This window comes from Candidatus Binatia bacterium (assembly GCA_029243485.1).
Classification (GTDB): Bacteria; Desulfobacterota; Binatia; order UBA12015; family UBA12015; genus VGTG01.
Genome location: JAQWRY010000028.1, coordinates 144,439 through 158,411, shown reverse-complemented (window position 1 = coordinate 158,411; position 13,973 = coordinate 144,439). Strand labels below are relative to the sequence as shown.

At 65.4% G+C, this 13,973-nt stretch carries 13 protein-coding genes; 9 read left to right on the top strand and 4 right to left on the bottom strand.

Going from position 1 to position 13,973, the window contains the following annotated elements; genetic code table 11:
• Positions 1 to 38: 38 nt before the first annotated feature.
• From P8R42_09695 to P8R42_09680, 4 genes are all read left to right on the top strand, one after another.
• A complete protein-coding gene (locus P8R42_09695; GenBank protein MDG2304915.1) occupies positions 39 to 410 on the top strand; it encodes a TetR/AcrR family transcriptional regulator in 372 nt (123 codons plus the stop codon).
• Positions 411 to 985: 575 nt separating this feature from the next.
• On the top strand, positions 986 to 2,491 hold the full coding sequence (locus P8R42_09690; protein MDG2304914.1) for a hypothetical protein: 1,506 nt from the start codon (positions 986 to 988) through the stop codon (positions 2,489 to 2,491).
• Positions 2,481 to 3,197, top strand: coding sequence for an acyltransferase (locus P8R42_09685; protein MDG2304913.1), 717 nt, complete (start codon positions 2,481 to 2,483; stop codon positions 3,195 to 3,197). The genes P8R42_09690 and P8R42_09685 overlap by 11 nt, the downstream gene beginning before the upstream one ends.
• 42 nt (positions 3,198 to 3,239) lie before the next feature.
• Positions 3,240 to 3,875, top strand: coding sequence for a class I SAM-dependent methyltransferase (locus tag P8R42_09680; GenBank protein MDG2304912.1), 636 nt, complete (start codon positions 3,240 to 3,242; stop codon positions 3,873 to 3,875).
• A gap of 85 nt (positions 3,876 to 3,960) precedes the next feature.
• On the opposite strand, the gene P8R42_09675 is transcribed toward P8R42_09680, so the two are convergent.
• Genes P8R42_09675 through P8R42_09665 form a run of 3 tightly spaced genes read right to left on the bottom strand, consistent with a single transcriptional unit; the run spans position 3,961 to position 7,087 of the window.
• Positions 3,961 to 5,088: a prenyltransferase gene (locus P8R42_09675; GenBank protein MDG2304911.1), complete on the bottom strand. Its 1,128-nt coding sequence runs from the start codon at positions 5,086 to 5,088 to the stop codon at positions 3,961 to 3,963.
• The gene (locus tag P8R42_09670) at positions 5,088 to 5,822 is read right to left on the bottom strand and encodes a class I SAM-dependent methyltransferase (protein ID MDG2304910.1); all 735 of its coding nucleotides are present in this window, start codon (positions 5,820 to 5,822) and stop codon (positions 5,088 to 5,090) included. Before P8R42_09670 ends, P8R42_09675 begins: the two co-directional genes overlap by 1 nt.
• A complete protein-coding gene (locus P8R42_09665) occupies positions 5,816 to 7,087 on the bottom strand; it encodes a glycosyltransferase family 4 protein (protein MDG2304909.1) in 1,272 nt (423 codons plus the stop codon). The genes P8R42_09670 and P8R42_09665 overlap by 7 nt, the downstream gene beginning before the upstream one ends.
• A 234-nt stretch (positions 7,088 to 7,321) precedes the next feature.
• Here P8R42_09665 and P8R42_09660 point away from each other — a divergent pair, with 234 nt between their 5' ends.
• A complete protein-coding gene (locus P8R42_09660) occupies positions 7,322 to 8,155 on the top strand; it encodes an SDR family NAD(P)-dependent oxidoreductase (GenBank protein MDG2304908.1) in 834 nt (277 codons plus the stop codon).
• A gap of 4 nt (positions 8,156 to 8,159) precedes the next feature.
• Here the strand turns inward: P8R42_09660 and P8R42_09655 are convergent, their stop codons facing one another.
• Positions 8,160 to 8,984: an enoyl-CoA hydratase-related protein gene (locus P8R42_09655; GenBank protein MDG2304907.1), complete on the bottom strand. Its 825-nt coding sequence runs from the start codon at positions 8,982 to 8,984 to the stop codon at positions 8,160 to 8,162.
• A 469-nt stretch (positions 8,985 to 9,453) separates the two neighbouring features.
• On the opposite strand from P8R42_09655, the gene P8R42_09650 reads away from it, so the two are divergent.
• The 4 genes from P8R42_09650 to P8R42_09635 are packed head-to-tail and all read left to right on the top strand — an operon-like array spanning position 9,454 to position 13,865.
• Positions 9,454 to 10,152, top strand: coding sequence for a succinate dehydrogenase cytochrome b subunit (locus tag P8R42_09650; GenBank protein ID MDG2304906.1), 699 nt, complete (start codon positions 9,454 to 9,456; stop codon positions 10,150 to 10,152).
• Entirely contained in the window at positions 10,152 to 12,086 is a 1,935-nt protein-coding gene (locus P8R42_09645) for a fumarate reductase/succinate dehydrogenase flavoprotein subunit (GenBank protein MDG2304905.1), read from the top strand. Before P8R42_09650 ends, P8R42_09645 begins: the two co-directional genes overlap by 1 nt.
• Positions 12,083 to 12,847 (top strand): succinate dehydrogenase/fumarate reductase iron-sulfur subunit, encoded by a 765-nt coding sequence (locus P8R42_09640; GenBank protein ID MDG2304904.1) that lies wholly within the window; start codon positions 12,083 to 12,085, stop codon positions 12,845 to 12,847. The genes P8R42_09645 and P8R42_09640 overlap by 4 nt, the downstream gene beginning before the upstream one ends.
• 7 nt (positions 12,848 to 12,854) lie before the next feature.
• On the top strand, positions 12,855 to 13,865 hold the full coding sequence (locus P8R42_09635) for an alpha/beta fold hydrolase (GenBank protein MDG2304903.1): 1,011 nt from the start codon (positions 12,855 to 12,857) through the stop codon (positions 13,863 to 13,865).
• The last annotated feature ends 108 nt before the right edge of the window (positions 13,866 to 13,973 follow it).

The following is a 13,973-nucleotide window of genomic DNA, read 5'->3' as shown; positions in this document are numbered from 1 at the left end:
CTCACATATTTTTTCGTCGACCAGGGCGTCGAAAATAAATGCCCAGGGTCGTCGATGTGAAAGAGAAGCGCCGGGAGATCCTGTCGGCGGCCGTTGCCACCTTCGTTAAGCACGGCATGCGCGGCACCAATCTGGCCCGAGTCGCCAAGGCAGCGGGCATGGGGAAGAGCAGCCGGTACCACTACTTCTCCGCGCGCGATGCGATCGCAGAGATCCTTCGGGAAGGACAGCGCGCCGGAGAGTTCCGCAAGGGCTCGCCCGATGCGATGGCCGGCATCGTTCTGGGCGGCATCGACGGGTTGTTCCTACAGGAGCTCATCGCTCCGGGGAGCACCGCGGCTGCGTCCCGGAGGAAGCTCGTCCACGACAGGACCGAGAGCCGCGTATTGGCGCCGCCGGGAAAGAAGTGAGGGAGCACCTACGTCTACATGCGCATCCTCGAGTCCGCGCCGCGTCGGTACGACATGGGAATCCGGTTGTTGTCCCTGGGCGGGGTGGACGCGATGTACCAGGACGTAGACGCCGTGGCGTCCTCCCTCGCGCTCTCGGAGACGAGCGCCGACGAGCGGCTCTACGTTCTGCGCGCTGCGAGTCGGGTCCTTCGGCCGGGCGGACGCCTGGTCGTTGCGGACGAGGTGCGACCGAAGAGTGCGATTATAAGGGCCGCCCGCGCCGCCGCCCGCTTTCCCCTCGCGGCGATCGCGTACTTGTTCACCCAGACGTCGACCACCGCGATCCCCGACCTCGCGGGCCTCGTGCGAAGCGCCGGCTACCCGGTCGAACGAGAAGACCACGTCGCGCAACACGGCGGCCAGTGCACCGTAGGTGATATCGCATCAATGCATTACCGGCCTTCTGCGTCCATCGCGGCGCCCCGCCTCCTCGGAAGATTGCCGATATTCCTGCGTCGTCGTTCCGCGCGACGAACGCCGATCAACGAAAATCCGTTGATGCGATATCCCCGGCGGTACACTAGAAGGTGGGGATGCCTCGCCCCCCTGCCCTCCGAGGTGCGATCGCGTGCCTCGTGCTCGCCGGAGCCGCTACGGCCGCGGCCCACGGTGGCCCCTTCACCGCGAAAGTCGACACGGCAGTCGTCACCAAGCCCACGACGCTGCAGACCGGTATCGGCCCGGTTCACCAGAAGGTTTCGACGGAATCCGAAGACGCGCAGGCCTTCTACGACCAGGGCCTCTCGCACCTGCACTCGTACCGGTGGATCGAAGCCGCGCGGTCGTTCCACGAAGCTCTCCGGCTCGACCCGAAGCTCGCCATGGCGCACGTCGGGCTGGCACGAGCCTACGAAGGGCTGAAAGACGACGGCGCCGCCGACGCCGAACTCACGAAGGCGCAGGGCCTACTGCCGTTGACGAACCCGCGCGAGCAGCAGTACGTCGCGGCGTACGAGCTCAAGCGCAAAGCTCTCGCCGCGGACGCCGGGCGCAAAGAGTCGGCGTCAGCAGCCTATCAGACCGCGCTCGATGCGCTGGTCGCCGCAGACGAAAGCGACGCAGAGGCTTGGCTACTGCGCGGCAACGCCAGCGAAGGTCCGTGGGGACGCGGACAGGGCGGAGACGAGACCTCCCTTCCCTTCTACGAGGGCGCGCTGCGCGCGGCGCCGAACCACTTCGCTGCCCACCACTACATGGCCCACACCTACGAGAACATCGAGAAATCCGCCGATGCGGTCCGCCACGCGAAGATCTATGCCGAGGCGAACCCGCAGGTCCCACATGCCCGCCACATGTACGCGCACACGTTGCCCCGGATCGGCCGCTGGACCGAAGCCGTCGCCGAACTCGAAGCCGCGAGCCGGATCGAAGAACAGTTCGCGAAGCGCGAGGGGCTCCCGACCAGCCACGACTGGCACCGCGTCCACAACCTAACGCTCCTCGGACTCGCTTACCTACACACCGGCCGCAACGCCGACGCCGAGGCGTCGCTGCGCGAGGCGTTCGAAACTCCGATCCCCGACCCTATGCTGCAGAGTTGGCATTCGACGTGGCCTGAGTTCCTGCTTCTGCAGAATCGGCCGACGGAGGCGCTCGCCGCCGCGCGAACGCTCGCAAGCCGTCGCTCCCCGATGCTCCAAGTGATCGGCCTCGCCCTCGAGGGAGAGGCCAAGGTCGACCAGGGCGACCTGCCGGCGGCGAACGCCGCGTCGATCGAAACACGACGGCGCATCGCGAAGCTGCAGGAGACGACGAGCACGCACCCACACGGAGAAGCGCTCGTCTGGATCGCCACCGAATATGCGAACGTGCTCGACTCGCGCCGCGCGCTCCACGAGAAGGCAAATCCCGAATGGCTCGCCTTCGTCTCACGCCTCGGCGATTCCATCGCCTCGGACCCCACGTTCGACGGTTGGGGCGTGGGCTGGCTCCGCCTCCGGCGCCTGGAGCGCGACGCCCGAGAGAATCAACGGGAGGGACTCACAGCCCTCCTTCAAGAACACCTCAACCAACTTCCGGAGCCTTCCGATGCGCAGTGATCAGCGACCCTACTGGCTGAAACAGTGGATGGACCGCGTGAACGAAAACTACTGTCGTCGCGTGCTCCACCCCCAGTTCGACGCGCTCGGAGAGCAACCCGTCTTCCGGAACCCGCGGAAGATCGAACTCCTCGGTCGCAACATCACCGCCGGAAACCACCTCCATGCGATGGCGACCAACGAATCGCCGATCAGCCTCGTCGTATGGATGGAGACTCAGGGCAAGATCGAGATCGGGAACTACGTCGCCTTGTCGCCCGGAGTTCGGATCAAGAGTGCGTGCTCCATCGAGATTGGCGACGGCGCGCTCATAGCCGAGCGCGTGTTCATCACCGACTGCGACTGGCACGACTTCTACGATCGCATCTTCCCTCCGGGGCCAACCGCACCCGTGAAGCTCGAGGAGAACGTCTGGATCGCCGACGGAGCCACGATCTGCAAAGGCGTGACGATCGGAAAGAACAGCGTGGTCGGTGCGGGCGCGATCGTGACGTCCGACGTTCCGCCCAACACGGTAGTCGCCGGCAACCCGGCCCGGCCGATTCGGGATCTCGACCCGGACGGGAAGTTCATCACCCGAATGCAGATGTTCGAGAGCGAGAAGCCGTACGACCAATTCGAAGACGAGATGGAACGGCGCTTCCTCACCGACAACACCTTCGTGGGTTGGCTCCGCTCGATGTTCGCGCCCACGCGCGACATGTAGAACCAAGTTGCTTCGAGCCACAGCGACAGCTTGGATCCGTTGATGTCTGCCGAAGATCGCATGGACCCGCGCGCCCTCGAGGTTGCCCGCGCCTGCAAAGGCTTCCTCGACGAAGAGGAAGGTCTACGCCTGCACGACCTCGCGCGTGAAAGCGCGGCGCTCGGCCCCATCGTCGAAATCGGCAGCTACTGCGGAAAGTCGTCGGTATACGTGGGCGCCGGCGCACGTGCCGGAGGCGGCAAACTCGTCTGCGTGGACCATCACCGCGGTAACGAAGAGCAACAGCCCGGCGAGGCGTATCACGACTCGGACCTCTTCGATCCCGAACAGGGCGCGATGGACAGCCTGCGCGTCATCCGGCGAACCATCCGCGAGGCCGGCCTCGAAGATACCGCCATGCTTCTCGTCTCGAGCAGCGCGGCCGCGGCGAGCCTGGTCAGCGTGCCTCTCGGCATGGTGTTCATCGACGGCGGCCACAGCTTCGAGGCCGCCCAGATCGATTACGAGCGCTGGGCCGGCAAGGTCGCCCACGGCGGCATCCTCGCGATCCACGACCTGTTCCCCAACCCCGACGACGGTGGCCAGGCACCGATCACGATTTACCGGCAAGCCGTCGCATCCCAGCTCTTCAACGAGCTGCCGACGACAAAGACGCTCGGCGCACTGCGCCGGCGCTGAGCCTCACACCTCGCAGAAGGGCGGAGGTGGGGCGACCCCGCCAGAACTCCGGCGGGGCCCCGAGCCTGCCTGCCTCGAGCGAGGCCTACGGATTCGCTTCGACCCCGGAAGCCGCGATCTCGTTCTCTTCGACGTCTTCGCCTTCACCCAGAGCCGCGTCGACATCACGAAGATCATCGCCGGCGAGGTCGCGGAAGAAGCTCGCGGTCGCCGTTTCGTCTGCGAGTGCGTCGGCCGCCATCAGAACGGTCGCTGCCGTCCACGGCGTCTGCTCGCCTTCCGGATAGTAGATGCGGTCGGGGTGCGTGACTCCCGTCCAGTAGCCACCCTCCTCGGTGCGCAAAGGCTGCACCCACGAGAGAACCTCCTCCGCGCGCGTCGTCAGACCGACGGCATCGAGCGCCAGTACGAGCTCACACGTCTCCGCCACGGTGTACCAGGGGTTCTCGATCACACAGCGACAACCGACGCCCTCCTCGAGGAACGAGTCAATCTGATCCTGATCCTGCAGTCGGACCTGCGCGGCCGCGCCACGGACCGCACCACCGAGCACCGGGTAGTACCAGTCCATCGAATGACGACCCGGTCCGCCGTTGGGGAAGTCGACATCTTCGAAGCGCTCGCTGTTTCTCAGGAGAACGTTCGCGAGGCGTTCGCGACAAAGCCGCCACGCAGTCGCGTCGTGATCGAGACGCTCCGCGATGCGGATCGCACAGACGAGGCTGCCATGGATCGAAGCACTGCCGGTGACGAGCGGGTCGCTCCAGGGCTTGCCCACGGGATTCACGGCCCACGCCATCGCGCCGCAGGGGCCCTGCAGATCGGCGACGAAATCGATGCCGCCGCGCATCGTGGTCCACATCTCCGCGAGGAAGTCCGTATCGTTCGTAGCCAGGTGGTAGTGCCAGAGACCCGCCGCGAGGTACGCGGCGTGGTTCGACTGGAACGTGCCGTCGACGATCTTATCGCCATTCCACTCGGCAACCCACGCACCGTTCGCCTCCTGAATCTCGGCGAGATAGCGGAACGCCACACGCGCCTCTTCGTACTTCTGGACGAGAGTCAGGCCCATCGCTGCATGAACGTGATCCCAGGGGTCGAACTTGCCGCCGGGAACCCACGGGAGAACCCCGCCGGCTTCTTGACGATCCGCAATCCACTGGCCGGTGGCCTCGAAATGCTCGGTGGAAAGGGGCCGCCGGTTGTTGCTCATCATGCGTTTCCTTTGACAGCGTAGAAGACGACGCTCTTGCCGATCAGGGGGTTCAGCATCGAGTCCAGGGCTTGTGTGAGCCACGGACGCTGCATGAGATCCCAGACCAGGAACTGGTGATAGATTTTGACCGGCCATACCTGTTCGTTGTCGAGGCCGAACAGGCACTTGAGCCACCAATAGGGGGAATGCAGGGCGTGAGCGTAGTGCGTGCCCACGATTTCGTACCCGCCACGCTCGATCATCTTGGGCAGCTTGTCGCCGCGATAGATTCGAACGTGCCCACCCGGGGAGTTGGGGTACTCATCGGAAAGCGTCCAGCACACGGCCTCCGGCCCCTCGCGGGGAACGGAAGCGGCAAGCACGCCGCCCGGCTTCAGCACGCGCGAGACCTCGCGAAGTGCGTCTTCGTCGTTGTGGAGATGCTCGAGCACCTCAGAGATGATCACGCAGTCGAACGAATCGTCGCGGAACGGAAGCTGGTACCCGCTTCCCTGCATCGACAACCAGGGGCCGGCGCCTTCGACGGTGCCGCCCAACTCGGGCGCGAGCTCGTCCATCTCCCGCAGAGCCTTCTGTGCATCGACGACTTCCTGCGTTCCGAGGTCGACGCCGATCGCGGTGATGCCCGCATGACGACGCGTCTCGCGAAGATGTCGTCCGCCACCGCAGCCGACGTCGAGCACGCGAGATCCCGGCACGAGGCCGAGCCGTTCGAACTCGACCGTCAGCATCCGAGGCTCTTTCGTTCCGCGATGGCCTCGCGATAGATCTCGACGCGACGCTCGGCGGCGCGACGCCACGTGAACAACTCTTCGACCCGCTGGCGACCGGCAAGGCCCATCTCGCGACGACGATCCGGCGCGTCGAGCAACTCACTGATCGCACCCGCCAGAGCCTCTCCGGAACCCGGCTCGACAAGGATTCCCGCCTTCCGATCGCGTCCGACGACTTCAGGCAGGGCGCCCCCCGTCGTCGCGACGACCGGAACCTCGCACGCCATCGCCTCGCCCGCCGGGAGTCCGAAGCCTTCGTACAGCGACGGGACAACGGCAACCGTCGCGCGGCCGTAGAGTTCGGCGATCTCGTGCGCTTCGACCTTGCCGGTGAATTCGACTGCATCCTGGAGGCTCAGGCGGTCGAGATGCTTCTGCGTGATCGTCTTGCGGCCCGGCGCGCCCACGGCGCGGAGCTTCAGGTTCGGGCGGGTCTTGCGCAGGATCGAAAGCGCGTCGAGCAGGTAGACGAAGCCCTTGATCGGGGAGTCCGCCGAGAGCGTGCAGACCAGGAGCTCGTCCTCACGCTGGATCTCGCGACGCGGGTAGAAGACGTCCGTGTCGATGCCGATGCCGACGACCTTGATCCGGTCTCCGGTGATGCCGAACTCTTCCTGAAGATCGACCTTCGAGGCCTCGGAGACCGTCATGACCCGGTCCAGTTCGCGGGACACGCGGAGCTGCTTGGGAACGAACGTGTACCAGCGCAAGAGCCCGTAACGGGTGCGAATGCCCTTGGCCGATTGCAGTGCGAAGCGGCGATCGCGTGTGATCGGATGGTGGATCGTCGCGACGAGAGGGGTCTGGGTCTGCAGTCCGAGAAGGGCCGGGCCGAGGGTCTGGTTGTCGTGAAGCACATCGTACTTGGGCCCGCTGCCGTTCATCTGGGTGAGCGTGCGGGCGACGCGCTGGGCAAACGTGAACGGCTCCGGGAAGCCTCCGGTCACCGTGTGCGCGTACTCCGATAAGTTGATCGGATCCTTCAGCTCCTTCATCGTCGGGAACCGGAAGAAAGCCTTCTCGTTCCAGAGATCGAGGCTCGGAACCTTCACCAGGCCGACCCCCTCGAGGAGTTCGGGGTAGGGCTGACCACTCCAGACGTCGACCTGGTGGCCCAGACGGACGAGTTCGCGGCTCAACAAGCGGACGTAGATCCCCTGACCCCCGGAGCGTGGATTTCCCCGGTAGGTGAGCAGAGCTATGCGGAGCGGTTCCCCGGACATGCGAGTACCTCGGATCGCGACCTATTTGTTGAGTGCGGACAGCCGGTTTCGCCTCACAGGAGCAAGGCGCTCCTCTCTCGTGCCGGACCGGCCCGCAGCCGCCTTGGATACGTTTTGGGTCTCGCGTTTGCAAACATCGAGGGAACGCCGTTCTACGGAGAACGATCGGCCGACGGCCGGACTGGATGAGGGAGCCGGTTCGTTGATAAAGGGGGACCGCTGAGAGACGAACGGATGCCGAAGACGAAATCAGCAGACGGTATGGTCGCCCTCGTGACGGGTGCCAGTCGAGGGATCGGCGCCGCCATCGCGCGACGACTGGCCGCCGAAGGCGCCGAGGTCGGCATCGTTGCCCGGAGCATGGACGCCCACCCGCACCTGCCCGGCACGCTTCGCCAGACGGCGCTCGACATCCGCGACCTCGGCGGCCGTGCGGTCGCCCTTCCCGGCGATCTGGCCGACGCGCTCACCCGACGGCGAATCATCGAAGACGCGCTCGGTCGACTCGGGCGCGTAGACATACTGGTGAACAACGCCTCAGCTGCCTATTACATGCCGTTCGAGCGCTACTCCGAGAAGCGGTACCGCATCGCGTTCGAGATCAACGTGCGCGCACCGTTCGACCTCGCCCAGGGGGTCCTCCCCGGCATGCGGGAGCGAAAGAAGGGTTGGATCCTCAACATCTCGGCGAATACGGCCCATCACCCCGTCGGCCCGGACTACGACGACTTCACCCGCAACGGCGGCGGAACCCTATACGGCATGACGAAGGCGGCCCTCGATCGATTCAGTACCGGACTCGGCGCCGAAGTCGCCGGCGAAGGGATCTCGGTGAATTCCCTCGCACCCGTCGCCGCCGTGCGGACCCCGGGCAGCGAGGCGCTCGGCCTCCTCCCCGACGACCCTACGCTGGTCGAACCACTCGAGGTCACCGTCGAGGCGGCGCTCGCGATGTGCACGGGCAAGCCCGGGGCGATCAACGGCCGCGTCGTTCGGACACGAGACATCCTCGAAGAACTCGGCCGCACACCGCGCACGCTCGACGGCTCCGCGGACTACACGGAGTAGCCGCCTACCCTTTCGGCTTCGGCCACGGGTTCGGGAAGTCGCGGGGCACCGACAGCGCCCAGTTCGGATCGCGCTTCTCGAGAAACGCCATGATGCCCTCCATCGCGTCGGGCTTCCCCATCACCACCTGGTGCAACGCGGTCTCCATGCTCTCGACCTGATCGGGGCCCATCGAGCGCGACTCCCACAGGAGGCGCTTGCACACGGCGGCGGAGAGCGGGGCGACGTTCGTCGCGATGTCATGCGCCGTCTCGAGTGCGGCCGGAAGAACTTCCGCTGACGGCAACACGCGCGTCGCGAGACCGAGTGCGGCGGCTTCGTCGCCCTGGAAGCGACGTCCGGTCAAAAAGAGCTCTGCGGTGCGCGCGAACCCGACCGCCAATGGAACGGTAAAATGCGCATACGCGTCCGGCAGTACGCCTCGGCGCGTATGGAGGAATCCGTACTTGCCTTCCCGTGCGAAGATACGGATGTCGCATTGCATGGGAAGGCTCAGGCCGATCCCCACCGCGTGGCCGTTCACCGCAGCGATCACCGGCTTGCGAATCTTAAACGCGGGCGGCTCGACCGGAGACGAGCTGAACGACGTGTCGTCCTGCTTGCCGAACGTCTCGCCGCCGGTTTCGGAGAAGTCCGCGCCTGCGCAAAACGCGTCGCCGGCGCCGGTGAGAACGATCACGCGAACGGCGTCGTCCTCGTCACACGCGGTGTATGCGCGCCCGAGGGATTCGCCCATCGCGCCCGAGAACGCGTTTCGGTTCTCGGGGCGGTTCAGCGTGAGAAGAGCCACTCGGTCGTCGACGTCGACGGTGAGATCGCGGTAGGTCATGGGTCCGTCCTACCGAATGCGGAGGCGGCGTGCTCCAGCCGACCAGAGCGAAGTGCGCACCCCCAGCTCGAAGACCGCGGAGTGCGCACTCGGATCCTCGAACTCAGTTGCCTTTGAGGCCCTTGGTCGCATCGAGCGTGTCCTGGCCGGCCTTCAGCGTCTTCTGGCCGGAATCGACCTGGTCCTCGCGCCGACTACCGCCAGCCCCAGAACCAGAGTTTTTAAACGAAGTACGGGATCTTTCTCCTTGATGATCGCGTCGCGCTCAGATCGCGCGCGCTTGAATGGAATCCCCCGCCCTACCCGCCCCACCGGGGAGCGGCCAAGCGAAGACCCAGGAGTTATCCCTAGGGTTCGCGATCTGGCCAAAAACCAGGCTAATGCACAGGATCAGACCCGTTTACGGGCGAAAACGACGGGTCGGATGAATTGCAATGATGATACGGGACGCTAAAAGAAAGGTACTCTCATGAGTACGCCGCGATTCCACATCTGGTCGTCGGTCGGAAAGAAGCTCCTGACCGGCCTGACAGGCTTGGCTCTCATGGGGTTCATCGTCACCCACTTGCTGGGGAACTTGAACCTCTTCGTAGGGAGCGAGGCGTTCAATGGTTACACCGAGACCCTCCATCAGCTGGGGGGCCTTCTGGTCGTTGCCGAGTTCGGCCTGGCAGCGCTGTTCTTGCTGCATGCCATCTCGGCGATCCAGGTGTGGCGTGACAAGAAGAAGGCGCGTTCGATCCAGAACAGCGTCGTGGCGAGCAAGGGCGCCCCGAGTAAGCAGACCGTTTACTCCCGCACCATGATCGTCACTGGCAGCGTTCTGCTCGCATTCGTGGTCCTGCACGTGGCGCAGTTCCGCTTCGGGATCTTCGGCGGGCTCGACTACACCACGACAATCGACGGCAAAGAGGTACGCGACCTGTACCGCCTCGTCGCCGAGACCTTCAAGAACCCCCTTTGGGTCGGCGGCTATGTCGCCGTGATGGTCCTTCTCGGCTCTCATCTGCGCCACGGCTTCTGGAGCGCATTCCAGTCTGTCGGGCTGCTCGATCCGCGGCTCCGCCCCCTCGCCTATTCGGCGGGTGCGGTCTTCGCCGTGGTCATGGCCGTCGGCTTCCTCGTGATGCCGATCTATCTTCTTCTCTTTGCGACGGTGACCTCCTGATGGATCTCGAGATCGTAGACGGCTCGCTGGATTCCGGGGCACCGGACGGCCCGATCCAGACCGCGTGGGATCGCCATCGCTTCGACATGAAGCTGGTGAACCCCGCAAACAAGCGGAAGTACAACGTCATCGTAGTCGGCACGGGTCTCGCCGGCGGCGCAGCCGCCGCGACACTCGCACAGCTCGGCTACAACGTTCAGAACTTCTGCATCCAGGACAGCCCGCGCCGCGCCCACAGCGTCGCCGCGCAGGGCGGTATCAACGCCGCCAAGAACTACCCGAACGACGGCGACAGCATCTGGAGTCTGTTTTATGACACGGTGAAGGGAGGCGACTTCCGCGCCCGCGAAGCCAACGTCTACCGCCTCGCACAGTGCTCGGTGAACATCATCGATCAGTGCGTCGCGCAGGGTGTGCCGTTCGCCCGCGAGTACGGCGGACATCTGGCCAACCGCTCCTTCGGTGGTGCCCAGGTCTCGCGAACGTTCTATGCCCGCGGACAGACGGGCCAGCAGCTTCTTCTCGGCGCGTACGGCTCGCTCATGCGGCAGGTCGACGCCGGTCGCGTGAAGATGTTCCCGCGCCGCGAAATGCTCGACCTCGTCGTGATCGACGGGCACGCCAAGGGTATCCTGGTTCGGAACCTCGTGACCGGAAAGCTCGAGCGCTACGCCGCCGACGCCGTGGTCCTCGCGACTGGCGGGTACTCGACGGCCTACTTTCTGTCGACCAACGCAGTGAACTCGAACGCCACCGCCGCCTGGCGCTGTCACAAGCGTGGCGCGTACTTCGCGAATCCCTGCTTCATGCAGATCCATCCGACCTGCATCCCGCTCTCGGGGCCGTCGCAGTCCAAGCTCACTCTCATGAGTGAGAGCCTGCGAAACGACGGCCGCATCTGGGTTCCCAAGAAGAAGGGCGACGCGCGGCCCGCCGCCGAGATCCCCGAGGACGAGCGCGACTACTTCCTGGAGCGCCGCTACCCGGCCTTCGGCAACCTCGTCCCACGCGACGTCGCCTCCCGCGCCGCCAAGCAGGCGTGCGACGAAGGCTTCGGCGTCGGCGCAACCGGCCTCGCCGTCTACCTCGACTTCTCCGAAGCGATCGAGCGCCTCGGTCACGACAACGTGAAGCAGAAGTACGGCAACCTCTTCGACATGTACGAAGAGATCACCTCCGAGAGCCCGTACGAGCGGCCGATGCGGATCTACCCCGCGCCGCACTACACGATGGGCGGCCTCTGGGTCGACTACAACCTCCAGTCAACGATCCCCGGGCTGCACGTGATCGGTGAAGCGAACTTCTCGGATCACGGCGCGAACCGACTCGGCGCGAGTGCACTCATGCAGGGCCTCGCCGACGGCTACTTCGTAATCCCGTACACGCTCGGCAACTACCTCGCGCAAACGACCCCGGGCGAGGCCAGCACCGACGACCCGGCCTTCAACGAGGCCGAGGCGACCGTTCGCGGCAACATAGATCGGCTCCTGGCGGCTCGCGGCAAGAAGACCCCGCGTGAGTTCCACTGGGAACTCGGCCGCCTGCTCTGGGACAACTGCGGAATGTCACGTACGAGCGAGGGTCTCGCGGACACCGCGAACAAGATTCGCGAGCTGCGGGACGAGTTCTGGCAGAACGTGCACGTCGCCGGTTCCGGCGAAGAGCTGAACCAACACCTCGAGTACGCCGGCCGCGTGGCCGACTACTTCGAACTCGGCGAGTTGATCGCGATCGACGCCTGGCACCGCAACGAAAGCTGCGGCTGTCACCTCCGACTGGATCACAGGTCGGAAGAAGGCGAGGCGGTTCGCGACGACGAAAACTTCTCTCACGTCTCCGCGTGGGAACACACCGGCGACCTCTCGAAGCCGCGCCTCCACCGCGAGAAGCTCGAGTTCGAGAACGTCCATCTGGCCGTGCGGAACTACAAATGACGGACGCCAAGAACACTCGCTCGTACAAGCTGTCGATCTGGCGTCAGGCCGATGCCGCGAGCCAAGGGCGGCTCGTCGAATACCAGATCGCCGACATCGACCCGGACGCGTCGTTCCTCGAGATGCTCGATCAGCTGAACGAGGGCCTCGTGAAACAAGGCGACGAACCCGTCGCGTTCGAGAGCGACTGCCGCGAGGGCATCTGTGGCGCGTGCGGGGTCTGCATCGACGGCAAGCCCCACGGCCCCGTGACGCACCTCACCACCTGCGGCCTGCGTATGCGCGAGTTCAAGGATGGCGAGACCATCGTCGTGGAGCCCTTCCGGGCCAACGCGTTCCCCGTCATCAAGGACCTGATCGTCGACCGTGCCGCATTCGACCGCGTGATCGGGCGCGGCGGCTTCGTCTCGGTGAACGCAGGCTCGGCCCCCGAGGCCAACATGTTGGCGATCGGCAAGGACACCGCCGAAGATGCGATGGACTCCGCGGCCTGCATCGGCTGTGGAGCGTGCGTCGCCTCGTGCCCGAACGCTTCGGCTTCGCTGTTCGTCGGTGCGAAGATCCGCCAGATGGCGCTCTTGCCGCAGGGTCAGCCCGAGCGCTCGCAGCGTGCACTCGCGATGGTCGAGCAGATGGACGCCGAGGGATTCGGCGACTGCTCCAACCACGGAGAGTGCGAGGCCGCCTGCCCGAAGGCCATCTCGATCGAGAACATCGCAGCTCTCCGACGCGAGTACTTGCGCGCCGGGTTCCGCTCCTAAGACGCCGGTGCGCGACGCGGCATCCTTCGCTCCGGCGTGGTGGCTGCCCGGCCCGCACGCCCAGACCATCTGGGGGCAGGTAGGCCGGTCACGGCGCCTGGTCGACTTCGAGCGCGAGAGCGTCGAGACACCCGACGGAGACGAAGTCCTCGTCGACCACGTCGAGGGTAAGAGCGGCTCCCCTCGCCTGCTCTTGATGCACGGCCTCGAGGGAAGCTCCTACTCGGTCTACATCCAGAACATGGCCTTCCTCGCGAAGTCGCGAGGCTGGCGGGTGTCGGTCCTCAACCTTCGCAGCTGCGCGCGAGACCCCGGCGACACGTGGACCTGGATTCCAAATCGGCGCCCGCGCCTCTACCACTCCGGCGACACCGCCGATCCCGACGTCGTCATCCGCCGGCTCGCCGCGCGTGAGCCCGACGCACCCCTGATCGGAGCTGCGGTCTCAGTCGGTGGAAACATCCTGTTGAAGTGGCTCGGCGAGAACCCCAACCAGAGATATCTCTCGGCGGTGGCCACGATGTCGGTGCCGTACGATCTGGGCGCCGCCTCGCGCCATATGGAGACGGCGCTCGGCCGCTACTACCTGCGCTGGTTCCTTCCAACGTTGCGCGAGAAGATGCTCCTCGTCGCCGATCGCTATCCCGAAGTCCGCGAACGGATGGACCTCGACGCGGCCAAGCGCGCGGTCGACTTCCACCCGTTCGACCACGTAGCAACCGCGCCTCTGCACGGGTTCGACGGGGCCGACGACTACTATGAGCGGTGTAGCTCCATCCACTTCGTCGGGCGGATCCGCACACCGACGCTGTGTGTGAGCGCTCGTAACGATCCGTTCCTGCCGGCCCGCGTGCTCGACGAGCTCAGGGAAGCCGTCTCGGAGTCCGTTCAGGTCGAAGTCACACAAGGCGGTGGCCACGTCGGCTGGGTCGAGGGATCGCACCCGGGCCGCGTCCGATACTGGGCGGAAGAGCGGGTGTTGGACTGGCTCGGCAGTCGCCTCGGCGACACCGGCTAGGCGCTATAGCGTTTCCACCGAGAGTGCCGAATCCTGCCTGACTCCGACCCCGCGGGCCTCGAGTTCTGCGCGCACCTCCCGTGCAGCCAAACGCTCGACCTCCCCATC